The 22,855-nt window shown below is 45.6% G+C and carries 22 protein-coding genes; 18 read left to right on the top strand and 4 right to left on the bottom strand.

The window, feature by feature from the left end; all coding sequences use genetic code 11:
- Window positions 1-96: 96 nt before the first annotated feature.
- The 3 genes from VP504_RS18920 to VP504_RS18930 all read right to left on the bottom strand — a co-directional run bounded on the left by VP504_RS18920 (window position 97) and on the right by VP504_RS18930 (window position 5,146).
- The gene (locus tag VP504_RS18920) at window positions 97-2,217 is read right to left on the bottom strand and encodes a TRAP transporter permease (RefSeq protein WP_325894973.1); all 2,121 of its coding nucleotides are present in this window, start codon (window positions 2,215-2,217) and stop codon (window positions 97-99) included.
- 108 nt (window positions 2,218-2,325) lie between these two features.
- The gene (locus VP504_RS18925) at window positions 2,326-3,330 is read right to left on the bottom strand and encodes a TAXI family TRAP transporter solute-binding subunit (protein ID WP_062707514.1); all 1,005 of its coding nucleotides are present in this window, start codon (window positions 3,328-3,330) and stop codon (window positions 2,326-2,328) included.
- 451 nt (window positions 3,331-3,781) lie between these two features.
- Window positions 3,782-5,146 carry a sigma-54-dependent transcriptional regulator gene (locus VP504_RS18930; RefSeq protein ID WP_062707508.1) on the bottom strand — a complete coding sequence of 455 codons (1,365 nt, stop codon included), beginning with the start codon at window positions 5,144-5,146 and terminating at the stop codon, window positions 3,782-3,784.
- Between the two features lie 108 nt (window positions 5,147-5,254).
- Between VP504_RS18930 and VP504_RS18935 the strand changes: the two genes are divergently transcribed.
- The 18 genes from VP504_RS18935 to VP504_RS19025 all read left to right on the top strand — a co-directional run bounded on the left by VP504_RS18935 (window position 5,255) and on the right by VP504_RS19025 (window position 21,877).
- On the top strand, window positions 5,255-7,312 hold the full coding sequence (locus VP504_RS18935) for a sensor histidine kinase (protein ID WP_325894974.1): 2,058 nt from the start codon (window positions 5,255-5,257) through the stop codon (window positions 7,310-7,312).
- A gap of 113 nt (window positions 7,313-7,425) precedes the next feature.
- Window positions 7,426-7,872 (top strand): YeeE/YedE family protein, encoded by a 447-nt coding sequence (locus VP504_RS18945; RefSeq protein WP_325894975.1) that lies wholly within the window; start codon window positions 7,426-7,428, stop codon window positions 7,870-7,872.
- A 644-nt stretch (window positions 7,873-8,516) separates the two neighbouring features.
- Complete coding sequence (locus tag VP504_RS18950) at window positions 8,517-8,714, top strand: Flp family type IVb pilin (protein WP_062707496.1); 198 nt, start codon at window positions 8,517-8,519, stop codon at window positions 8,712-8,714.
- A 37-nt stretch (window positions 8,715-8,751) separates the two neighbouring features.
- On the top strand, window positions 8,752-9,174 hold the full coding sequence (locus VP504_RS18955; protein WP_325894976.1) for a prepilin peptidase: 423 nt from the start codon (window positions 8,752-8,754) through the stop codon (window positions 9,172-9,174).
- A gap of 3 nt (window positions 9,175-9,177) precedes the next feature.
- Window positions 9,178-9,951: a Flp pilus assembly protein CpaB gene (cpaB, locus tag VP504_RS18960; RefSeq protein ID WP_325894977.1), complete on the top strand. Its 774-nt coding sequence runs from the start codon at window positions 9,178-9,180 to the stop codon at window positions 9,949-9,951.
- Window positions 9,952-10,049: 98 nt separating this feature from the next.
- On the top strand, window positions 10,050-11,321 hold the full coding sequence (locus VP504_RS18965) for a type II and III secretion system protein family protein (RefSeq protein WP_422615195.1): 1,272 nt from the start codon (window positions 10,050-10,052) through the stop codon (window positions 11,319-11,321).
- Window positions 11,318-11,851 carry a hypothetical protein gene (locus VP504_RS18970; protein WP_062707487.1) on the top strand — a complete coding sequence of 178 codons (534 nt, stop codon included), beginning with the start codon at window positions 11,318-11,320 and terminating at the stop codon, window positions 11,849-11,851. The genes VP504_RS18965 and VP504_RS18970 overlap by 4 nt, the downstream gene beginning before the upstream one ends.
- 11 nt (window positions 11,852-11,862) lie before the next feature.
- On the top strand, window positions 11,863-13,125 hold the full coding sequence (locus tag VP504_RS18975; RefSeq protein ID WP_062707482.1) for a type II secretion protein ATPase: 1,263 nt from the start codon (window positions 11,863-11,865) through the stop codon (window positions 13,123-13,125).
- Window positions 13,126-13,131: 6 nt separating this feature from the next.
- Complete coding sequence (locus tag VP504_RS18980; protein WP_325894979.1) at window positions 13,132-14,409, top strand: CpaF family protein; 1,278 nt, start codon at window positions 13,132-13,134, stop codon at window positions 14,407-14,409.
- Entirely contained in the window at window positions 14,406-15,332 is a 927-nt protein-coding gene (locus VP504_RS18985) for a type II secretion system F family protein (protein WP_062707476.1), read from the top strand. The genes VP504_RS18980 and VP504_RS18985 overlap by 4 nt, the downstream gene beginning before the upstream one ends.
- The gene (locus VP504_RS18990; RefSeq protein ID WP_325894980.1) at window positions 15,332-16,204 is read left to right on the top strand and encodes a type II secretion system F family protein; all 873 of its coding nucleotides are present in this window, start codon (window positions 15,332-15,334) and stop codon (window positions 16,202-16,204) included. Before VP504_RS18985 ends, VP504_RS18990 begins: the two co-directional genes overlap by 1 nt.
- A complete protein-coding gene (locus VP504_RS18995; protein WP_062707470.1) occupies window positions 16,204-17,547 on the top strand; it encodes a tetratricopeptide repeat protein in 1,344 nt (447 codons plus the stop codon). Before VP504_RS18990 ends, VP504_RS18995 begins: the two co-directional genes overlap by 1 nt.
- 28 nt (window positions 17,548-17,575) lie before the next feature.
- Entirely contained in the window at window positions 17,576-18,034 is a 459-nt protein-coding gene (locus tag VP504_RS19000; protein ID WP_232314390.1) for a TadE/TadG family type IV pilus assembly protein, read from the top strand.
- Window positions 18,015-18,569: a tight adherence pilus pseudopilin TadF gene (gene tadF / locus VP504_RS19005; RefSeq protein WP_325894981.1), complete on the top strand. Its 555-nt coding sequence runs from the start codon at window positions 18,015-18,017 to the stop codon at window positions 18,567-18,569. Before VP504_RS19000 ends, tadF begins: the two co-directional genes overlap by 20 nt.
- 9 nt (window positions 18,570-18,578) lie before the next feature.
- On the top strand, window positions 18,579-19,931 hold the full coding sequence (locus tag VP504_RS19010; RefSeq protein ID WP_325894982.1) for a TadE/TadG family type IV pilus assembly protein: 1,353 nt from the start codon (window positions 18,579-18,581) through the stop codon (window positions 19,929-19,931).
- Between the two features lie 10 nt (window positions 19,932-19,941).
- A complete protein-coding gene (locus VP504_RS19015) occupies window positions 19,942-20,616 on the top strand; it encodes an OmpA family protein (RefSeq protein WP_325894983.1) in 675 nt (224 codons plus the stop codon).
- 79 nt (window positions 20,617-20,695) lie between these two features.
- The gene (locus VP504_RS19020; protein WP_198159475.1) at window positions 20,696-20,941 is read left to right on the top strand and encodes a Rho-binding antiterminator; all 246 of its coding nucleotides are present in this window, start codon (window positions 20,696-20,698) and stop codon (window positions 20,939-20,941) included.
- Between the two features lie 105 nt (window positions 20,942-21,046).
- Window positions 21,047-21,877 (top strand): MurR/RpiR family transcriptional regulator, encoded by an 831-nt coding sequence (locus VP504_RS19025; protein ID WP_325894984.1) that lies wholly within the window; start codon window positions 21,047-21,049, stop codon window positions 21,875-21,877.
- A 1-nt stretch (window position 21,878) separates the two neighbouring features.
- Here VP504_RS19025 and VP504_RS19030 read toward each other — a convergent pair whose 3' ends face one another.
- Window positions 21,879-22,655, bottom strand: coding sequence for a sulfite exporter TauE/SafE family protein (locus VP504_RS19030; protein WP_325894985.1), 777 nt, complete (start codon window positions 22,653-22,655; stop codon window positions 21,879-21,881).
- Window positions 22,656-22,855: the final 200 nt, after the last annotated feature.

Genomic DNA, 22,855 nt, shown 5'->3' on the forward strand with positions numbered 1-22,855 from the left:
AGTAATCATGAACAAAAGCGACTAACAAATAGTGTCAGGATTTGGGAAAGCGGATAAAAACATCTGGTCTGGGCGCTGAGCCCAGACCAGATGACATCAATGGGAAAGCTCAGCGGTTTGAATCGTGACTTTGCGACCGCTGAAGATAAAGAGCGCAAGGAATGAAACAACACCTAACAGCCTCATCCAAAGCGGTAAACCTGGCCACACCATTACACCCGCAGCAGCAACCAACACCAATCGCAATAAGGGGTTTAACACGCCTTCCAGATACCCTTCCAGCGCGCCAATCAAGGCATAAGTACCGAAAATGGCAAAGACACCCACCATCAACACTTCAGTGAAATCCCAACTTACCAGCGAGCTGTAGGCAATCAGAAGTGGTACGATATAAAGTCCCTTGGCGATCTTCCATGCAGTCAGACCCGTTCGCATCGGTGGCGTGCGCGCGATAGTCGCAGCAGCGAAAGCTGTCAGACAGACAGGCGGAGTCACGTTACTGTCTTGCGACAGCCAGAATATAATCAGATGCGCAGAGAGCAATGCCAGCCCGACCGCTTCAACGCCTAGTGCCTGCTCCATCAGCGTTTCTTTGAAATCCGGTGGCACCAGCGTCAGCAGTTCTTTGGCTTGTTCTGCGGACATCGCCGCGCTCAGCGATTCAAAGGTTTCCGGCCCCGCCAACATAAAGATGGCTTTCGCTTGTTCTGGAAGCTCGCCAGCGACAATCAGATCAATCAACTGGTTTTCAGCCAGCAAAGTATAAAGGGCCGGTGCTGACAAAGTACCGAGCACGATATAAGCCGCCGTTACTGGCAAACCCATCCCCAGAATCAGCGACGCCAACGCAATCAGCAGCAGCATCACCAGTAGGTTACCGCCCGCCCAGCCATCAATCATCAGCGAGAAAGTATTACCAATGCCTGTCGTGCTGATAACGTTAACGACCAAGCCAATACCAACCAGCAGAATGGCCGTCGGCGCCATGTTCTTGGCCCCTAACGCCAACGCTTCGATCACAGCACTGGGTCCCATCTTGTTATCTTTCGAGAGCCAACTGGCTGCAATCACTGAAAGAATGGAAATGCCCGCAGCATAAGTCGGGGTGAACCCTTGGATCAGCAAAAACACCAGCACTGCAAGCGGAATAAGGTTGTGCCAGCCTGAAATAAGCACACCCAGAACCGACTCTTCGTCTTCCGATACTTTCTGAACATTACTGCGCTTGGCTTCAATGCGAACAAAAAAGGCAACGGAAAGGAAGTAGATCAGCGCTGGCATGAAGGAAACAGCGATGATGTCCACGTAAGGGATTTGGGTATAAGACGCCATGATGAATGCGCCAGCGCCCATGACTGGTGGCATCAACTGCCCGCCTGTGGATGCGGCCGCTTCCACTCCCGCAGCAAACCGCGCTGGAAAGCCCGCTTTTTTCATTAATGGGATCGTGATGACACCCGTCGAGACAGTATTTGCTACGCTCGATCCCGATACCGAACCCATCAAGCCCGAACCCAATACCGCAATAAAACCTGGCCCGCCAATGATTTTCCCTGCCGCCGCTTTTGATAACCGAACGATAAAGTCACCCACACCGGATCGCACCAGAAACGCACCGAACAGGATGAACATGAATACATAGCTCCAGCTGATGCGAGAGATAGGACCGAACATGCCTTCGGATGAGAAGAAACTTCGGTACAACACCGTTTCCAGACTCAGCCCAGGGAAGTGAAAAACACCCGGCATCCATTGACCCCAGAGCACCACATAACTAAGGCAAACAGCGATTAGCATAGGGATAAACCACCCCATGGTGCGGCGGACCAATTCCATCGCGATTAAAATGGCAATTGTTGCGAATACCCAATCACTCGTCACAAACTTTACGCCACGCTCATACAAGGCATCTTCCGCATAAGGGATATAGAGCAGGCAAGCAACCGCCGCGACAGCAATCCATAGATCTATTACCAACGCGATCTTGTTATGTTTCAGATGATGCGCTGCAGGAAACCAAAGCGCGCAGATCACTGCAAATCCGGCAAAGTGGGTAGCCGAAACCCAAAGCTCCGACCAAGTTGATAAGGTGTTAAACCAGATGTGAACACAGGATAGTATTACCGCCAGAGCGGTAATGGTCAGGTTCACCCAGGGGATATCGATGCGATTAGGCAGCTCGAATTTTTCGAGCTCTTTGTTTACAGCATCCGTCATGATTGACTCCAGCGCTCCTTTCGAGGAGCGTTACTACTCTGTTGCTAGACAGCCCTGATACAGGGCTGTCTGTCGTTTCCAATCTCCCAGCTCAGGGAGTAAAAAGGCTTATTGCGTTTTCAACTCTGCGGGGATTTCGATACCCACTTCTTCGTAATAACGCACGGCACCTGGGTGCAGCGGCACCGGAAGGCCAGCAATCGCTTTTTCAATCGCCATGGCTTTGGTGGCTTTATGAATGCCCTGCAAGAATGGCAGGTTTTCATAGATAGCTTTGGTCAACTGATACACGTCGTCACCCGACACATCGTCGCGCACTGCAAGAAAGTTAGGCTGAGCCACAGTAGTAATTGGCTTATCCAAACCAGGGTAGGTGTTGGCGGGAATTTCGTAAGCCGTCCAGAGATTATAAGTGTTGTTGACTTGCTTGATTTGCTCGTCGGTAAAGGAAAGGATCTTCAAATCATCACCCATTGCTGCAAATGCCTGAGTGACCGCGCCCACTGGCACACCAGCAGGGGTATTCATCCCTTCAATAGTGCCGTTTTGCAACGCATTGGCACTGGCACCGTACCCCATAAACGCTAGATGGAAGTTGTCCGGAGAGATAGAAAGCTCGCTCATTATGTGGCGGCCTGAATTCTCTGTACCTGAGTTCTTTTTACCAATCGAGAACTTCTTACCGTCCAGTTTCGATAAATCCGCCACTGTGCCGGTTTCTGCCAAGTCAGAACGCACAATAAAATGCTCAACGTTTTGCCAAAGCATCGAAACGGCGCGGATATCATCTTGCTTCACGCCCTTGTATGGACCCGAACCTTGCCACGCCCACGCGCCATAAAGTCCTTGTAAAATCGCGAACTGGGCTTCGTTCTCGTTCAGCAACTTAACGTTTTCGCCAGAGCCGGCAGAGCTAATCGCGGAAAGGGAGAACTGATACTTAGGACCCAGCTTTACCTTACTCAGCGTTGCTAGCGCAACACCTACTGGATAGTAAGTGCCGCCAGTTGAAGCCGTCGCGAGAATATAGCTTCTCTCTTCGGCACCAGCATTCATGCTTGCGCCCATTGAAGCCACAACAGCCATCGCTGCCAGCATCTTTTTCAGTTTCATACTTCACTCCTGTTTACTGCGTTCCATGTTAATAACTTGTTATTTGGATTCAGTAAGAGCAAAGTGAATGCCAGATTTTATCTATATGATTTTTAATTATTTTTTGGAAAAAAGAGAGAGGAATGAGCAAAATCCTGCTGATTGGAGGGAAAAACCATCGGCAATATCTTGCTCATTGGAGAAGTCATGTACTAGCAAGGGGTTATGGAGGTTTTCAGATAGCGATAAGCAAAAATGTGCCGATGCATATCACCCGTTCGTTCAGTCCCTAGGGGCTGTTGATCTTTGGTGGTTAAATTTTGTTCTAGCCCTAAGCGTTTTAGGCGCGGCGAGGTGTGTGCAGCCTAGTTATTCTAAGCAAATACACCTCAACAAAGCATAAAACGCTTGGGGCAGAACCCTTCGGGCAGCGTTTGTGGGAAATTTCTGCTGCAAAAATCATCACCAAAGATCAACAGCCCCTAGAGTCCGTAAAATCTGCGCGGTTCAAGCCGAACTTTTGCATTTTCTGGTTCAGTGTTCGACGGGGTAAATCTAGTTCCTGCATCACATCATTGATCCGTCCTTGATGCCGGGTCAGTGCTTCTTCCAACACCTTTCTTTCAAAGTTGTGCAGTTGCACCGCCAGAGGTACGCCAGCGGCGTTGGGTTCACTGGAAGCCACAGGCCGATTGGAAAGAATCTCCAGTACTGACATGGTGTTGTCGAGCGCAAAACGCATGGCGACATTACGAAGTTCGCGCACATTTCCTGGCCAGCCATAGGACATCATGGCTTTCTTATCTGCATCACTTACTTGTCTCGCATTCGGATTGGATTCCTTGGCGAAGTGTTCAAACAGCGTGAGGATGTCTTCTCCGCGTTCACGAAGCGGCGGGATATAGATTTGCGCTACGTTCAGGCGGTAATAAAGATCTTGGCGGAACTCAGGATGATCGCGCAGATCTTCTTTGGCAGCTGCCACGACACGAAGATCGATGTTGATTTGCTTGTTGCCGCCCACCCGCTCGACAGTGTTTTCCTGCAGGCTCCGCAGCACTTTAACCTGCATGGCGGCAGGCATACTTTCTATTTCGTCGAGAAACAAGGTGCCTTTATCGGCATATTCCAGCTTACCAATGCGCTTCTTCGCAGCCCCTGTGAAAGCTCCCGCTTCATGGCCAAAAAGCTCGCTTTCAAACAGGTTTTCTGGAATGGCACCGCAATTGATGGGCACGAACTGATGGGATTTCCTGCCACTACCCTTGTGCAAACTGTTGGCGACCAACTCTTTACCACATCCGGTTTCGCCATAAATGATCACATTGGTGTCGATGAGTGCGATTCGTGCGACTTGCTCTCGCAGTCGCTTCATCACTTCGCTCTGACCGACCAGCACTTTTTCAAGCCCCGAGAGACTCGCAAGGTATTCACCACGAAGCTGGGTAGAGGTTTGCGCGCGAAATTGCTCAACCGCTTGAGAAACACGACTTGATAGCCTGTCCGGCTGGAAAGGCTTTTCAATAAAATCAAACGCGCCGAGGTGCAAGGCTTTCACGGCCATATCTACATCACCATGACCGGTAATAATAAGAACCGGCGCACTCACACCACTGTCGATAAGTTTTTCGAGTAGCGTGATCCCATCAATATCCGGTAACCTGACATCACTGATAATTGCATCAAATGCCTGATGCTGAATCGCATCGAATGCATCATCCCCCAAGCCAAACTCAACCACATCAAAACCTGCCAATTGTAGCCATTGAGATGTCGCCTGCCTGACGATTTCATCGTCTTCAATCAGGGCAATCCTTGCACTCTGCGTTGTTTCCATATCCCTCAACTCTCTGCCCGCGCCATGCTCCAACCGTAGGAAAAGCGCTTATAGTGTTAATATACTCAACGTTCTACAAGAAACGAAACCAGCAAATGGAATCTTGCTATGCGCCGTAAATGGAGTCTAATCGGTATTTCACTGATCTTGGTATCAGTGTTTTTCTTAGGTGGCAGGGAAACCGCACGCCAATGGCTAACCGTGCAGGCACAAAATTCCGCCCAACAGGATTTGCTCAACGCGATCGCTGAAATTCGCCACGCCTTGCTGCGCTTCTATCACCTACCTTACTTGCTGAACAACAACCCAGATGTGGTTGCACTGACTTTGGGCGATAGATCAATCACAGCAGAAGTAGAGGGTGTACTTAGTCAACTGGACAAAGCCGCCAACACCAAGGGTTGGTACATCCTTTCAGATCAAGGAAAAGTACTGGCTTCAAGTGTGAATGGAGACTACATCACCAATCAGGATTTGGATGCGATTGTGCACGATGTCCACGCCCTAGGTGAAGGCACCTCGATGGTACGAAAAACTAAGGGAGTGAGTCCATTTTATTATCTTTCGTCACCGATTTTCAGCGGACTGAACATCGTGGGCATCGTTGTGGTGCAACTCGATTTACGCCTGCTGACCGACCAGTGGCTGGCAAGCTCAGACATCATGTTACTGCAAAACCCGGAAGGGCAATTCTTCCTTTCCAGTAGCGATAAGTTCTCTGCCGATGCGTTAAACGATGGCGAAATCGACATCAAAACCAAGGTCTCTAGCCTCTGGCAAGGTGACATTATCCGTGTCTGGCAACTCGGCCGCACGCACTATTTTGCCCAGACCATTCAACTGGACGACCTGAAATGGAAGCTGAGTTACCTCACACCTATCAGCGCTGTAGAAACAAACGCAGCTGCAGCAGGCTGGAGCGTCGCTATGCTGCTTTTGTTATTGTTCATGCTAGGCGTGATAAGCTATCAGCGTCGACAGAAAAACCTTAGCCAGCGACGTATTCAAGCCTTGATTGAAGAATCAGAGCACAAGCTTAATCAGATGATCAACAAGACCCAGGTCGGGCTCTTGTTGCTTGATGAAAAGGGGCGGGTCGTTGATATCAATGCTATGGCCATCAGCATGTTTGGTTTTGACAGTGAGTCCACTTCAGACATCAAGATCTCACAACTCATTGAGGGCAGGCACTCCCCCATCGTGTCTCTGTTTGATCAATACAAAAATGTGATTGAGGATATCAACATCAATGCTCAGGAAAGCCTCGCAGTGAGGAAGGATGGGAGCACCTTTCCCGCTCTGGTTTCCCTTACCGCTTTCCCGTTCCATGGTCGTCATTTCTATCTTGTTACTCTACTGGATATTACTAAGCGGAAAAAGGCAGAAGAAGCCCTGTTTGAAGCCAACACACTTTTAGCGCAGCGGGTGGAGGAGAGAACGAAAGAACTCCATGAAGCGCAAGCTCAGTTGATTGAATCCAGCAAAATGGCAGCGATGGGTAGAATGTCGAGCGCCATTGCCCATGAGTTGAACCAACCACTCACCGGACTTCGCACTCTCGTTACAACCAACGGGGTGTTATTCGATCGAGGTGAAGGAGATAAAATCCTCTCGAACAACCTGCTGATTGATAAGCTCATTGAACGCATGGTCGACATGACCACGCAGCTTAAAACCTTCGCCTACAGCAAACCGGATAAACTTGATGCCATTGCGCTCCCAGCCGTGTTGGAGGAAGTCCTTCGCATCTACCAACAGCCTCTGGAGCGAGTGAACGTGAGGATTCGTTTGCCGGAAAACACGCCATGTATTCTGGCAGAAGAGCAACGCCTCAGACAGGTGTTGGGCAACCTGATTTCCAACGCCTGTGATGCCATGGCAAATACCCTCCAGCCTCACCTCATCATCTCAGTTATCCCAGAGGTGCCATCAATCACCGTCACCGTGTCAGACAATGGTATCGGTGTCGAAGAAGAAGCCATGGAAACCTTGTTTGAACCTTTCACCACCAGCAAAAAAATAGGTAAGGGCTTAGGTTTGGGTCTTTCGATTTGTGCAAACAATATGCGGGACATGGAGGGAAGTATTGCCGCCAGGAAGAACAAAGATGGTGGCATGGATTTTGACCTCATCTTCCAGCTGGGAAAAGATAAACGAGATGAATAAACCAACTTCCTAATAGGTCGCCTCTCCAGGCGTTCTATTGTGCCCACACTTACTTTCATGGCAGTTGCGTCTGTCACTGTATTTGCCCGTCTGCATCTGTAAGGAAGGTCATTATGCTAATTAAACGTGTTTCGTTGTTTTCTGGCTTTCTTTTTGGGTTAGGGATGATGATTTCCGGTATGGTCAATCCTGCTAGAGTTATCGGGTTTTTAGACGTGTTTGGGCAATGGGATTCGAGTTTGGCTTTTGTTATGGGTGGTTCGGCATTAGTGTTTACGCCTGGTTACTTCCTGTTCCTTCGCCATCAATCCAAACCAGTATTGGCAACTGAATTTTCCATCTGTAATAAACAGCAAATTGATAAAAAGCTGGTTAGAGGTTCTCTCCTTTTTGGTATTGGTTGGGGAATGGCGGGCATCTGCCCTAGGCCCGCTGTCACTGCACTTGGTTCTGGATCGGGGAAGATTCTCCTTTTTGTCGCCAGTATGGCCCTAGGCATATATCTGGTTAACATTGACTCTGACAAGAAAACCAAGTTGTCCTATCAAGTTCAGGGATAACATTAAAATCCTTTAAAATCGCTGGGTGGTATTTACTTTCAGCAGGCGTTGTTCCATTTCCACCCCCGCTCAAAAATTGATCAGAATCAATAAGCTAAGTCTTTTTATCCACTTTTCTGCTCAAAAAATATTCATAATTCATACCTAATACAATTCTAATTTAATAAAAAACATGTCTATATTAAAAGTCATTATGTATAAGCGACACTACATTTAAATATGTTTCTTCTCACATATCTATCAAACTAATTGCAATACAGAAATAATATTTAACATTTCTCTGACGAAAATATTCGTGACTAAAGTCAAACAAAGTAAAAATTTATAACTACTCTCATATGATTTAATTATTAGACAAGAAAACTTGTTTCATATTTATTTTTGAGATTTTAATCATCTTTTAACTTCATTTATATTCAACATTATAACTATTCAACAGAGATACAACCCTACCCACATGTCTCATTATTGATTTTCTGGATCATTATTGACATGATAAGTTTATGGACCTAGGTAGATTAATTTTTATATCAGATATATCTTATCTATCGGCTTTGGTTATTTTAGTGAAGTTTTTACGTTTCCATTTACCACTAAAAATAATGAAAGTTAGAATTCACATACTATATAAATGGAGTTGTCTCATGTTTCTTTCAAAGATCGCAAAACGCTTCGGGCGTGACGAACGAGGTGTAACCTCAATTGAGTATGCTGTAATCGGTGTAGCTATCTCTGCACTCGTTGTTGCTGTTTTTTCCAACAGTGGGACCTTGAAAACGACGTTAGACAAAGCTCTGACGAACATAGCAGCTAACATAGAAAGTGCCAACAAGACCAATTAATTAGCTAACAATTATAGCAACTTAATCTAGTATCGCCGTGTTGGATTTAATCTTGGTAGCCAGCTCCACCTGTATCGTGTTCACTGACGTATTGTGGAGAAAGATAAGTAACCTCACAGTTGTGTGCATACTTATAACATGTGTTTTGCTTGTCCTGACTGATAGTAATTACTCATTCAATATCTCTCAATCTTTGATGGTATTGGTAACAGGGCTGGCTTTATTTTACTTTGGCGTTCTAGCTGCTGGTGATACTAAGTTGTTGTCGACATATATGCTTATCATTGACACAGAGTATTTTATATTTTGTATTGTGATGATTAGCTTCTTGGGGTTCATTACAGCAATAATCACTTGGTCAATCTATAAATTAAGGAAGGTTACCGATCCCACTGTGCCTTATGGAGTACCCATAGTGATGTCTTCTTTACTCTGTATTTATCTAAGCAAACTGAGTTAAAGCATGAGCCAACGTCTTTTTTTCATTATCGCTATGTTGTCGATCAGTATTGGTGTGCTTGGCTTAAGTGGTGTATTTCAGACCCAACCATCTACAGCATCACCTGTCTCTCACATCTCCTATCAAGTTGCCCAACTCAAAGAGCCGCTCAAAAAGGGGCAGATACTAGAGAGTGGAAATTTTCGTTATTTTCGGATTAATGAGGAAACTGCCTTAGAAAAGGGGGTTTCTTACAACACGAATATCTCTATCAATCCCGGCATGATTGCTAAACGCAACATTTCGACAAAGGAATATTTATCCCAAAATGATTTTATCAATCCAGACGATCCCGGTTATGTCGATGCTGTGATCAAAGCTGGCATGACTCCCTATTCACTGACCATTGAAAAAAAGAAATTCATTGGTTCAGGTATCTCTGTTGGAGACAAGGTAGACGTTATGATCTTGACGTCTGATGATCAAAATATTGGTGAGTCATCAAGGAATAAGTTTATTGAATCATTCAGGACACTTTCAGTTTCGCCTCTACTACAGAATGTGCGGATCTTAGCTATCGATGAGGAAAATGATGAACTATTGCCTCTGACCATAGAGTTAGACCGCGCGCAAGTCGCCAAAATGGTTATTGCTCGTCGTATCGGCATCCTAGAAGTCATCAAATCAACTGACAATTATTTAAAACCTTCACTTGGATTAAGTGCAGATACGCACGATGTCTTACCCAATTTTAAATCGGTCACAGAAATTCGCGGTCAACAAAAGGCCTTTAATTAGAGTGCAGGGATATGCTACACCTTCAGATTCTATTTGTTACTCTTTCGATCCTGCTTATCAGCACGCTTTATGACAGTAAAGTACAAGCTGCAACCATTATGAACTTGGGTGTGGGCGACGCAAGATCGCTTCAATTTGAGCAAGTTATCGGCACCGTATTCATCGCTGACCCAGAAACCGCAGATTATCAAGTGATCGATAATCACAAATTGGTGGTGTTTGGAAGAAAAATTGGGCAGACCTCATTAATTGTTTTTGGTGAAAATAGTAACACACTTTCAAATAGCAAAGTTGTTGTGAATAAAAGCCTTACCAAAGTAGAGCAGATCCTAAATTTGCACTATCCGAATATCAATATCTCTGTACAAAATTTGGGTGATCAAGTTGTTCTCTCCGGATTTGTTCCGACACAAAAAGAGAAAAATGACATTTACGCCATGGTTGGTGAGTTGCTCAAAAAGGATTTCACTGAAAAACGCCTGGAATGGAAAACAACAGACAACGAAAGTTACGACATTGACTTTATGGCGCGCCGTACTTACGAAGGTTTGCTAAATAATCTGGAAGTTAGCGTTTCCAAACAAGTCAACGTCAAACTCACTATTGCCGAAGTCAACAGCTCTCTTGTTAACGAACTAGGTATCAAATGGGGAACGATTCTAAGCGACGGTTTTGCCGGTAACGGGCAATTCTTCAGAGGAATTTCAGGACTAGGCGGAAGTGCGACCAATGTCGCAGCGTACATTTCTGCTATCAACGACGACACCGTTGGACAGGTACTTTCAGAGCCCAACATATCAGTGATTTCAGGCGAAACAGCAAGCTTTTTGGTGGGTGGTGAAATCCCTATTACCTATCGTGTAGATGATGGATACCGGATCCAATATAAGGAGTTCGGTATCGGCTTAGATCTCGCTGCAGAAGTCTTACGAGACGACAAAATAAAGCTATCCATTGTTCCCCAAGTTAGCTCCGTGGATTCTCAGTTTGGTGATGAACTACTCGATATTCCTTCATTCAAGGTAAGGCGTGCCAGAACCACTCTGGAGTTGGGTGACGGAGATAGCTTTGTATTGGCGGGGCTTCTGAGCACCGAGGATCAAGAAGCCCTCTCCAAAATCCCCTTTATCGGTGATGTACCTATCCTAGGCGCTTTTTTTCGCAATACGACAACGCAGCGCAGGAAAACTGAGTTAGTTATTGTCGCGACTGTTTCACTCGTTGAACCTATATCTTCTGGTAGCGTTCGCATCCCTTCGATGCAAAGAACGTCTACGCTATCCCGGTTTTTCGGCGTGAACCTCAACGCTTCACCGGAAGTTGCCCAATGGCAAGAGGAAATACTATCAACCGGAGGATTCAAAAAATGATCTCTTTAAGATTGTCTCTGATCACCAGCTTCACGGTTCTGGCTTTAGCCGCTTGTTCAACGAATTCACCGACAGTTGATGGTAGCCACTTGTCAGTCGCGCCAGTGAGTTACCAATACAGTATTTCCGTAAAAAAAGATGGCATTATGCGAGCGCGTGAAGAAATCGACGCTTATCTGCTCCTTAACCGCAAAGCCCTCTTGGTGTATGGCGCCAAGATATCTTGGAAAGGTAAACAGGGGCAAAAACTAGCCCAAAAAAGCTATCTTTGGCTAATTCGCCAAGGTTTATCGCCAGAAAAAGTTTCTCTACAAACGTCTTCAGGGCTAGAAATGGATAGCATCACAATATCTAGCCTGATATACCAAGTTCAAGCGCCATCATGCGACTACGTTATTATCTCAGGTGACAACCGAGGAAATGATGGTTGCACTGTCGAGACTATGCGTTGGGAGTCAATGGTTTATCCGGAGAGAAAGATATCGGGTCAATCTCAAATTTCCGGCGTATTGCCGCAGAATCCAATGTAAAGGGGTCGTCAATGTTAGATTTCGGCGATCTATTAAAGAAAGAACCAAAAGAAGCGCGAGGCTCATCAACATCCAAGAATGCTTTGGATACGATACAGTTTTATCGTTCAAATGAGTTACGTGTCTTAATTGAGGAGACTTTCCGTTTCGACGGATATGAGCCTCCACTTGCCCAACCTTACAAGTTCAAAGATGTCGCAGTTCAAGTTGAAGAAAATAAAGCCCAACTCGCCGTCATTGACCTACTGGGCTGTCCCGACACATTAAAAGAGTGCCGCCAACTGTCGGCGCGCCTGCCAACATCACTTTCAATTATCATCATTGGTAATGTTGACTCTATTTCAGTTGTGAGAGAACTCAAGTCTCTCGGTTTCTATTACCTTCTTTGGCCAGTAGACAAAGCCGATCTGGCGGAGTTCGTTCAGTCTGTTGTCTCTAGGCACATAGAAACATCATCCCTAAAAAACCGTCGTCGTGCTAAGCGAGTGGGGATTGTGGGAACAAGAGGTGGTGTTGGCGCGTCATTACTTACCGCTGAGCTCAGTTGGGTACTAACGAACGACAAACAAACTTCCTGCATGGTGGTCGACCACAACTACCTTTCAGGAAACCTCGATCTTCTCCTTGGCTTAAAAAATCCAGACAAGCGACGACTAACAGATACCGAAATAGGTACAGAATTAGACCACACTTCGGCCAAAAGCCTCGTTACTCGGATCTCCAACCGTTTGGATTACCTAGCTTTAGGGCTGAACAATCAAAGTTCATCGCACCTCTTCGAAACGAACGGTTTAGTCGTCTCTTATCTAACATCCGAAACCAATTTCATCTTGGATGATCTCTCTTCATCCGTGAGTTTCGACGTGCAGCCACATACTCTTCATCAAATGCTTGATGTAGCCATCATTGTGATGGAACCAACCATTTCCTGTTTACGCGAAACTTCCGCCATGTTGAATAAACTCGCCAAGCAAATTCAAGAAGCAGACAGACCAAAGATTTTCCGTACTCTTATAGTGTTAAACCAACATAGAGCGCCAAGATTTACCAGCGTGACGCAGGCTGAAATAGAAAAATATCTCAACAGACCTGTTGATATTGTGTTGCCATATGAAACAAAACTTGAGGAGTTTTTGGTGAGTGGCACGAATGCTGGTAGCACTAAATCCAAGTTTGCTGGGGAAGTTCGCCGTTTGTGCTCGCTTATTATTGGCGAAGATTTGGCACCCAAGCGAAAGTCACTTTTCTCTTTTTCTCGTTTTAGAGGTAAATAACTCTATATGCAGGGAACAAGAGACTTATATCGTTCTCTCCGCGAGAGAATATTTGATGCCATTGATGCGGAAGCCATTGCCTCATTAAAGCGTGAAGAGCTGCAGCAACAGTTAATTGAAGCCATCAACCTATTGGCCGATCAAGACAACATCCCTATCAACAATGCGTTGCGAAGCGACTTCGTCCGAATGATGTACGATGAGCTTCGTGGTTTAGGGCCCATTCAGCCCTTGATCGAAGACGATACGATCTCAGACATCATGATAAATGGGCCATCTAACGTTTTCATTGAACGGAATGGCTTGGTGGAGAAATCTCCCATCACTTTCATTGACAGCCAACAACTTATCAATGTTGCTAAGCGGATCGCTGGGCGCGTGGGTCGTCGGGTAGATGAGTCCGTGCCAATGTGTGATGCGCGTTTGGAAGATGGCAGCAGGGTAAACATCGTACTCCCTCCAATCGCCATTGACGGTGCTTCCGTTTCCATCCGTAAATTTAAGAAGCAAAGCATCATGTTTGCAGATTTAGTTGAGTTTGGAGCCATGACTCCTGAACTTGCTAAATTGATGGTCATTGCTTCGCGATGCCGCGCAAACATCGTGATATCAGGAGGCACAGGCTCTGGTAAAACCACCATGATGAATGCTCTGTCTCACTATATTTCTGAAAAAGAGCGAGTCGTCACCATTGAGGACGCGGCAGAACTGAGATTGCAGCAACCCCATGTAGTCCGTCTTGAAACCCGCACAGCAGGCATAGAGGGTACCGGTGAAGTCAATCAACGCCAGCTGGTGATTAACGCTCTGCGTATGCGTCCAGACAGAATCATTATTGGTGAGTGTCGTGGTTCCGAAGCGTTTGAAATGCTCCAAGCAATGAATACCGGCCATGATGGTTCAATGACAACACTTCATGCCAACAACCCCCGCGATGCCATATCTCGTATCGAGAGTATGGTAATGATGGCAACGTCTTCACTGCCTTTGGAAGCGATTAGGCGAACAATAGTCAGTGCTATCGATGTCATCATCCAAATCAGTCGCCTTCATGATGGTAGCCGCAAGGTGCTGAGTATTAGTGAGGTCGTTGGCATGGAGGGCAACAACGTTGTCATGGAGGAGATCTTTCGTTTCGAACACCGCGGAATTAGTGAAAACGGGAAAGTACTTGGTGATTTTATCACCTCAGGCTTGCTTCAACGTTCGGTACTTTATGAAAAGGCCCGTTACTTCGGTTTAGATAAAGAACTGAGCAGTATCTTCAGCGGGAGACATTCATGATTGCTAACGCCATCTATTGTTTGCTCTTGGCATTTGGGCTTTACCTACTCCACAAACAAACCCGTCTCAAATCTCGCCGAGAAACTCTGTTAAGAGACAATAACCAGTTACCGGAAACCCAATTTTTAGAAAACCGCGCAGTCGACATGGATGCACTGACGCAGACCACCTATCCGCAAAGAGTGAAACGTGCCTTTGACAATGTGTTGGCTGATATTGGCCAGTTTGCATTTCTAAAAATCATCGTTTTCTATGCTGTTGTATCGATGCTTGGGGTATACGTATTGGGGACTTTGTTCCATTTTACGATGCTCACTAGCTTAGTCATTACTATCCCTCTCTCAACAGCACTGGGGCTAACGTACCTCAATAACCGTGCTCAAAAAGCTTTTGAGGATAGTTTTCCTGACGCTCTGAACATGATTGCCAGCTCAGTATCCGCTGGTGAGAGCCTACTACATGCCATCGTTTTTGTTGGTGGCAACCTTGACACCATTGTCGGTAAAGAATTCAAGCGTATGGGAGAGCGCTTAAACATGGGAGAGTCTACTGATGCCGTCTTCCGTAAAGCGTGTTTGCGGTTTCCCACACCATCGTTTCAATTCTTCGTTATCGCAATGCGCGTCAACGTCAATCGCGGCGGCCAATTACGAGAGGTTATATCCCGGTTGAATCGCGTTCTGTTTGACGCACGTTCTATCGAAATGAAAAAGCGGGCGATGACCGCAGAGGCGCGTATGTCAGCATATATTGTTTGCGCTATACCGTTCATTTTCCTTTTTTTCATTATGCGCATACTCAGCCCCGAAAACTATGATTTCGTGATGAATCATGAGGATGGTCGGCCACTACTCTATTACACCCTGATCAGCGAAGCGATTGGTATGGCAATTATCACTGGCCTAATGCGGAGCGTGAAGTAATGACGGGCATTCATATCGTTTTCTATACACTACTGATTTCCGTTGGTGCATCAATTATTCTGACTGGAATCTACGTTTCTTTTTACCGCCGTCATCGCCTCCGTCAAGTATTGGACATGGATGATGCCCCAGTAAAAAAATCAGCGTTGTCAGTCGCAGCTAGCCTCATTGCTAGCTACTTCGCTGGGACAAACAAGGCAATTGAAGAAAAGTTTATTGGCGCGGGATTCTATGACATTGCCCTGGCTCCCTATTACTTCCTTATAAAATATACCGTCTGCGGTGTAGGTACACTGATTATCCTTTTTTCGGGTGATACCTCTTTTAGCGAGGCAGCCACGTCAAAAGTTATTTCCTTGAGCATACTTGTTATCGCAGTCGTTATTGTGCCAGACCTTTACTTAGACATGCGCCGCAGAGCGTTATCAGCAAAGTTAACCAGAAAGCTGCCATACCTTCTTGATTTGATGGGCGTCTGTGTCCAAACGGGAATGACTATAGAGACAACGCTATTTTATCTCACTTCCGAAATGACAGCGTTTGATAGGGATATGGCATATATGCTCAAACGTCTTCGGGACAGGGCGCAAACAGTGGGTCTTGAGAAGGCGTTGAGAGAGTTATACGAAAGAGTACCCGCACCGGAAATGCGCAGCTTCGTCATGACACTCTCTCAAAGTATGCAGCACGGAACTTCGATATACGGAGTTCTTTCAACATTGGCGAAAGATATCCGTGAAATTCAACTGCTATCTCTGGAAGAGAAAGCAGGCAAGCTCGCGTCAAAAATGTCAGTCCCTCTGATTATTTTCATCATGATGCCAATTGTAATTCTTATTACCACACCTGGAATTATGAGGATGTTAGGTTAATGAAAGCCTCTGCTTATGTTTTTGCAGCCACCCTTATCGTAGGCTGTACCTCTTCTTCGCCTTCACAGTACGTGAAAGAAAATGGGGAAGATATTCTGATTAATTCTGGAAATTATTCAGCGCTTATAAAGCGGTATGAGAATCAGCTGCAAGATGACCCATCGGCCACCACCCGATTTAAGCTTGCTTCAGCACATTACAAGTTGGGAGATACAGAAGCCGCCACATTCCAGCTATCCCAAATATCACCAAGGGAGCTAGACAGCGCAGAACTTGCTCTTCTTCGTGCAAATGTTTTTCTTGATCAAGGTAAGCTGACGTTGGCCGAACAGCATGCGAATACAGCCATCCGTAAGAAAAAAGGGTTAGGCGAAGCACACAATCTCAAGGGACTAATTCTTGCAGAACAAGGAAAGTTCGCTGATGCAACCTTTGCTTTTGAAACGGCAAGAAAAAATCATTACAACGATGCGGCAATAAAAAATAACTTAGCGATGATGGCAATTTTGAAAGGTGACTACAATGAAGCCATCAGCATTCTAAGTCCGCTTGTCCAAGCCGGCCGAGCAGATGACAAAGCTAAAGCCAACCTTCTTCTTGCTTACGCAAAAGCGGGGAAGACACGTGCGTTCAGTCAATTGCTCGCAAACAGTCAAAATGACACTAATCTTGCCGAGAAGTTTACAGGGCTTCGAAACACAACCTTAAACATTAGTGCACTAACATATATTGATGAATCCACTCCCGCGTCAGTGGCATATCAAACCAAACCACCTCAGCCGATTCAAACGCAAAAATTAAAGACAGAGGCTACCGCCAATATAGGAAAAGCTACAGATAAGCTTGAGGCCCCTCTCCTAACTGCGAATACCACGGCACACACCAGTAAAACTTCAAATGACCAAATGGCTAAGCTCCGAGCAAAGCTTGAAGAAGCAAATGCCAAGAATGCTCAACGCGCGCTTAAAGAGAAAAAACGAGCAGAGTTGCTGGCAGAAACCAAGAGAAAGCGTCAACTCGCTAAATCGCGTCGTTTGGTAACTCATGTCGAATATAAATCAACCGCCGAAGGCGAAGAGTATATTGCGACGTCTGATTTCCCAATGGGAAAAATCAATACAGAGTATTTAGAGAAACGCAGAAAATGGGTGTTTGACATTGAAGGCGCAAAAGACTTCACCACAAAACGGCGCCGATACTATAAAGAAGGTCCCGCCAAAAAATTGGTCCTAGGAGAGCATGAAAACTTTGTGCGTATCGTGCTAGAGATGAGGGACGACAAACAGGGGAACCCTGAAGTTTGGGTAGAGGGAAACAAACTGTTCATTCGATGGAAAGCTTAGAGATACGGAAATGCAAAATAAAAATAGTATGAACAGGCAACGTGGCGTCGTTGCTATCGAGTTCGTTCTGGGATTCATGGCCCTATTTTTTGTTCTGATTTTTTGGGTTGAGGTATGCGTTTTGGGCTTTATGTCATCGGCAATCGACTATGCCATTGCTGAATCATCTCGCAATGCCAGAACATCGGCTAACAGTGACTATAAAGACGTATTCATGCGTACGCTGAATGACAATGATAGTGCATGGGTTAAATTCCTTGACCGCAATAAATTCAATATCTCAGTCAGATATTACGAATCGTATAACCAGGCAACTAATCCTAGCAGTGAGGGTAGTGAAGAGCGAGAGGACAATCCAATTGCGCTCTATAGAGTAAGTTACGATTACTCATCCATATTTAACTGGGAAGGTGGTATACAGAACTTTACTTTAGCCCGCGAAGTCTTTGGTATTCAGGAGTTTGAGCGTGACCAGTTTAGCCAATAAACAACGCGGGGTATTCACCATAGAACTGGTCTTGGTTTTGATTGGTTTTAGTCTGATCTTAGTATTCACCATGGATGTGGTCGCTAAGCAATCCATTAAAGGAAAACTGGATAGGCTGTCCTATTCGCTAGCAAGCCTTATCAAAGAGCGCACCCAACTCTTTGACGGTGACGAAACGATCACCTACGACGAAGCCACAAAAGGCATGGATCTGGTTTCAAAGTCTCTCAAAGATACTATCAGCGATTTCGAAGCCTCACGATTAGGACTTTATATCGAGCAGCAGCAATTCGATGACAATAAGCAGCCAATCAGCCCAGTTGTTAATGTTCACCGCTTTAGTCTCGGTCAATATGCATGTCAGCCGGACACGGCGCTATCCGACATGACAGATATGTCTCCCATCACTCAGTTCGACAACAAACTTACGCTTTACCAAGTCACCATTTGCTATCGCTCAAAGAACTGGTATGGCGACATCGTCGGTGAAAAGTTCGAACGTGTCCGTTCCAATTCAATGTCATTTGGTCGCTAGGGAATAAAAATGAAATTCAGTTCACCAAAAAAGCAAAAAGGCATAGCCACTATTATTTTTGTGATTATGTACCCTTTATTCTTTAGTATTTTTGTTTTTTCTGTTGAATCAACGCGCTACTTGCAAACCCATGCAAGGCTTGGTGATGCGGTCGAAATGGCTTCGTTAGCTGTTGCCGCAAATGCATCCAAAGTCGAGAGCGAAAACAAAGAGCTTGCACAAAAAGTCACGAACGTTTTTGTTCCTGATGGCAAAATCGAACAATCAGATATTGCTATCGTCCGGAAAAGTTGTGATGAGATTTATGGTAACGATTGCGGTAAGCCAGGTGTCTATGACGAGGAAGGGCTAATATTTACAGAATACAAAGTCGTAATTAATGCCGATTTTGACTCTTGGTTTCCGCAAGATGACTATAACCTTGGCTATGACGAAGTCCAGGAAATGGGCAGCAAGGCAGTAGCCCGAAAATATCAAGGTTATACTATCGACGTTGCTTTTGTTGCAGATTTTTCTGGCTCAATGCTAGATGACTGGAGTGGAGATGATGACAACGGCGAGTTTGCCAATATCAATACAAAATATGAAGGTGTTATCGAGGTTATTAAACGCGTAACAGAAAGGTTGGAGTCTTATAACGACTCAACCGAGCAAGAAATTAATGGTGAACTCTTGGCGAATAAAGCCGCGTTCGTTGGATACAATCAGTACCCGCACAATGGTTCTAATTTCTACAGTGACGTTAAGTATTACAATAACTCGACATCCAAGTCTTGGCGTTGGTGGCAAAATATCCCAAACATCGACTATGGTTCGACGGTTGCTAATCCATTGGGGGGCACCCAAACTCTCATCACCGGAAGGAATTCATATGACAGTTCCATCTTCAGCACGTTAGCCCTCACCGATGATTTTTCGACTTTCCGTGCAACCATAGATCAATTCTATCCCAGTTCCGGTACAGCATCATATGAAGGTATTCTTAGTGCCGCAAAAATTGTTAACAATGGTGAAAATGTACGGAAATTGATCATCGTCCTTTCAGATGGAGCGGATTGGCATCCTGACTATGCCAATGACAGGCGTTACCCAGCCTACGCAGCACTTAGACTTTATAATGCCGGCCTTTGCGACAACATTATTAGTCGACTAGAGCAAAGACAGATTAATGGCCGCAACGTTGAAGCACGTATATTTGTTATTGGTTTTGGCTATGACATCGACAGAAACCCGGGCCTTCAAACCTGTGCCGGTGCTGAGAATATTCAGTCTGCAAATTCATATCAGGATATTTATGATACGGTTCTTGAGCTTATCAGTGAAGAAGTTGGCCACCTTTACTACCGCCATTACGATAAATAACGGAGTATTTATGAAAGCCACCTTCACCCTCCCTGCGCTCATAATCGTATTGAGCACTGTGGCGATGCCAACTCTCGCATCTAACGTATCCGCAACAGCCTTTGAGGACATATGTGCTGACAAGCAGACAGAAGTACGATTCAAAATCGATGTTGGCCAATCAACCGACGTGTTCTTCCATAAGGCGCATTACCTTCAACTTGAACGCCAAGACAATTCTTTTCCAACGACTCCCATCTTCATTGGTGCTTTAATGAACGCTGGTCTTAATAAAGAATGTGCGGAACTTTTGTTACGAGAAACACCAAGTGTTGAGCAGGGGACAAGCGGCCTGATTGCTAAAGTACACTTTGGGTTTGATAAGTCTTCACTGACACCAACAGGAAAGAAGATCCTGGCAGGTATAGTGGATTCCATCAAAACCTCATCAACACCACTTTCCATCACAGGCCATACAGACAGCGTAGGTTCGCACGCATATAACCTGACTCTGGGGCTAAAACGTGCTGAGTCTGTGGAAAGATATTTGGTTGATGCTGGTAGTGACAAGAAGCTCTTGAAAACAGTCTCAGCAGGTGAAACCAAGCCAGTGAAAAGCAACAAAAATGCGGCAGGTAGAACCGAAAACCGACGTGTAGAACTGGTGGCCTTGCCCTTATCTGATACCGAGAAAGCAACAAAGTAAAATTTGCGCAATGATCGGTAGCGAGTTTTCACTCTTTGGGTAAGACTGTTAATAAAGGACTCTGCGAAAGGAAATTGAGATGATCAAATGCGACGTCCATGACTATGTTGAAATCGCCTGTATGTTTCACTACCCCGTAAGATTAGAGTTTCACACAGGTGATCATAAAGAAGGCATTGCAAAAGATACCGCCAGAAATATAGAGAAAGAAGAGTGCATCGTATTAGATGTAGAGGGGGAAGACGTATTGGTTGTGCTTGATACCGTGGCCTCTATGAAAGCACTGGTAGATAATCCACATTTTAGTGAAGTCACGTTCAGCTAGTACCTCCCTGAGTTATACCCCATTAGGAAATGGAATAAAAATTCCATTTCCTATTTATCAACGAAACATTACACTTGCCATAGATGTGCACAATCAGGAAATGCTATGGCAACTGCAACTCACCTCGCTGAATTACAACAACAAATTCGTCATCGTTACCACGACCTGAGTAAACGACTTCAACAAGTCGCGCATTATGTATTGGATAATCCAAACAGTATTGCCTTTGATACTGTCGCTGTGATTGCTACACACGCCAATGTTCCCCCTTCTACACTCATCCGCTTTGCTAATGCTTTTGAATTCAGTGGCTTTAACGAAATGAAGCAACTGTTCCGCAAAAACCTCGTTGAGGAAACCAGCAGTTATACTGAGCGTGCCCGCCTTCTGCAAAACGCCCAAGGTGAAGAAAGAGAACTGGAAACGCCGTCTGACATTCTCCAACAATTTAGTCACGCCAATACCGTCGCGCTTCAAGAGCTTTCAAACGCCATTGCACCAGAGCAGTTGAACGCAGCCGTGGAACTATTGGAAAGTGCTGAGACGATTTATATCGTGGCAATGAGGCGTGCTTTCAGTATCGCCTCATACTTAGGTTATGCACTTCGTCATCTCGAACGCCGAGTTGTGATTGTCGACGGATTCGGCGCTATGTCGTCGGAACAGTTGGCACTGGTGGGTAATAAAGATGTCGTGATAGGTGCCAGCTTCTCCCCTTACTCTCCGGAAACGGTTGAGCTATGCGAATTTGCAGCCACGAAAAAAGCCAAACAAATCATTTTTACCGACAGTCAGGTAAGCCCGTTGGCAGCAAACAGTGACGTCTGCTTTGTGATCAAAGAAGCGGAAGTGGAGTCGTTTCGTTCTCAAACTGCAACACTCTGTCTGGCACAGAGCCTGGCGGTATCACTGGCATTTACGCTCAGTCGGAAATAATTCAAAGAAGCCCGTTAATCCCATCCACAGAAAGTTTCAAACCTGATAGAAAAAGGAACAGATAGCAGAGCTGGTAAATGCGCGCTTGGCTAACACGATACAGAAGCTTCACACCTAATACGACGCCCAAAGGCGCCAATGGCATCAGGATTAGAGCCGTTGATAGATTATTGGCGTCGAATTCGCCCAAGGCCGCATAAGGGATCAATTTGACTACATTCAAAATAGCAAAAAACACCGCCATGGTTGCCACCAGCGAGACTTTCTCAAGCCGCAACGGCAGCAGGTAAATGCTAACCGGACCACCACCTGCGTGAATTGTAGTGCTGGAAAAGCCACTAACGCCACCCCACATCGTCGCTGCAAGCGCATTGTTGCTTCTTCTGGCAGGGTTCGCTATTCCTAACAAGCTCAATAAATACTGACCACAAAACCATAACGACAATATGCCAATCGTGAGCTTCAACCCTGACTGAGAAACGGCCTGCATATACAATCCCGCTAGAACAACGCCCGCTAATGCTCCGGGCAGCATTTGCTTGATCACGGAATAGTCCGCATTGCGGTAGTGATACCCAACGGCAAACACGTCCATCACAAGAAGAATAGGTAGCAAGATAGCAGCAGCTTGAGTGGGCGCTATCGTCAAGGCCATCAAAGGCACTGCAATAATGCCCAGTGCGCCACCTAACCCGCCTTTGCCAATACCATAAATCAGCACAGCAGGAATAGCCATCAGGTAAAACAAAGGGTCAGTGATAAAGTCCAAGTGCGCCATCTCGTTGTTGTTTAATACCCAAAAACCTGAAGATGCATGATTCAGCGAGTTTGACTGGCGTTGTGATCGCGGGGTTCCTTTGTAGGTGTAGTCACCTCCATCAAAAAGGAACAACAAAGAGCACGACGTCAGTCAACTCGCCCGAAGGGAGGCCCTCAATGCGAGCAACTTCAGGTTGCTTGGGTATATAGACAATATCA

It is taken from the genome of Grimontia sp. NTOU-MAR1 (genome assembly GCF_035758505.1).
GTDB lineage: Bacteria > Pseudomonadota > Gammaproteobacteria > Enterobacterales > Vibrionaceae > Enterovibrio > Enterovibrio marinus.

Excerpts from the sequence above, each read along its gene's own strand:
- VP504_RS18920 (WP_325894973.1), bottom strand. The coding sequence starts at position 2,217 with ATGACGGATGCTGTAAACAAAGAGCTCGAAAAATTCGAGCTGCCTAAT.
- VP504_RS18925 (WP_062707514.1), bottom strand. The coding sequence starts at position 3,330 with ATGAAACTGAAAAAGATGCTGGCAGCGATGGCTGTTGTGGCTTCAATG.
- VP504_RS18930 (WP_062707508.1), bottom strand. The coding sequence starts at position 5,146 with ATGGAAACAACGCAGAGTGCAAGGATTGCCCTGATTGAAGACGATGAA.
- VP504_RS18935 (WP_325894974.1), top strand. The coding sequence starts at position 5,255 with ATGCGCCGTAAATGGAGTCTAATCGGTATTTCACTGATCTTGGTATCA.
- VP504_RS18945 (WP_325894975.1), top strand. The coding sequence starts at position 7,426 with ATGCTAATTAAACGTGTTTCGTTGTTTTCTGGCTTTCTTTTTGGGTTA.
- VP504_RS18950 (WP_062707496.1), top strand. The coding sequence starts at position 8,517 with ATGTTTCTTTCAAAGATCGCAAAACGCTTCGGGCGTGACGAACGAGGT.
- cpaB (WP_325894977.1), top strand. The coding sequence starts at position 9,178 with ATGAGCCAACGTCTTTTTTTCATTATCGCTATGTTGTCGATCAGTATT.
- VP504_RS18965 (WP_422615195.1), top strand. The coding sequence starts at position 10,050 with ATGAACTTGGGTGTGGGCGACGCAAGATCGCTTCAATTTGAGCAAGTT.
- VP504_RS18970 (WP_062707487.1), top strand. The coding sequence starts at position 11,318 with ATGATCTCTTTAAGATTGTCTCTGATCACCAGCTTCACGGTTCTGGCT.
- VP504_RS18975 (WP_062707482.1), top strand. The coding sequence starts at position 11,863 with ATGTTAGATTTCGGCGATCTATTAAAGAAAGAACCAAAAGAAGCGCGA.
- VP504_RS18980 (WP_325894979.1), top strand. The coding sequence starts at position 13,132 with ATGCAGGGAACAAGAGACTTATATCGTTCTCTCCGCGAGAGAATATTT.
- VP504_RS18985 (WP_062707476.1), top strand. The coding sequence starts at position 14,406 with ATGATTGCTAACGCCATCTATTGTTTGCTCTTGGCATTTGGGCTTTAC.
- VP504_RS18990 (WP_325894980.1), top strand. The coding sequence starts at position 15,332 with ATGACGGGCATTCATATCGTTTTCTATACACTACTGATTTCCGTTGGT.
- VP504_RS18995 (WP_062707470.1), top strand. The coding sequence starts at position 16,204 with ATGAAAGCCTCTGCTTATGTTTTTGCAGCCACCCTTATCGTAGGCTGT.
- VP504_RS19000 (WP_232314390.1), top strand. The coding sequence starts at position 17,576 with ATGAACAGGCAACGTGGCGTCGTTGCTATCGAGTTCGTTCTGGGATTC.
- VP504_RS19010 (WP_325894982.1), top strand. The coding sequence starts at position 18,579 with ATGAAATTCAGTTCACCAAAAAAGCAAAAAGGCATAGCCACTATTATT.
- VP504_RS19015 (WP_325894983.1), top strand. The coding sequence starts at position 19,942 with ATGAAAGCCACCTTCACCCTCCCTGCGCTCATAATCGTATTGAGCACT.
- VP504_RS19020 (WP_198159475.1), top strand. The coding sequence starts at position 20,696 with ATGATCAAATGCGACGTCCATGACTATGTTGAAATCGCCTGTATGTTT.
- VP504_RS19025 (WP_325894984.1), top strand. The coding sequence starts at position 21,047 with ATGGCAACTGCAACTCACCTCGCTGAATTACAACAACAAATTCGTCAT.
- VP504_RS19030 (WP_325894985.1), bottom strand. The coding sequence starts at position 22,655 with ATGGCGCACTTGGACTTTATCACTGACCCTTTGTTTTACCTGATGGCT.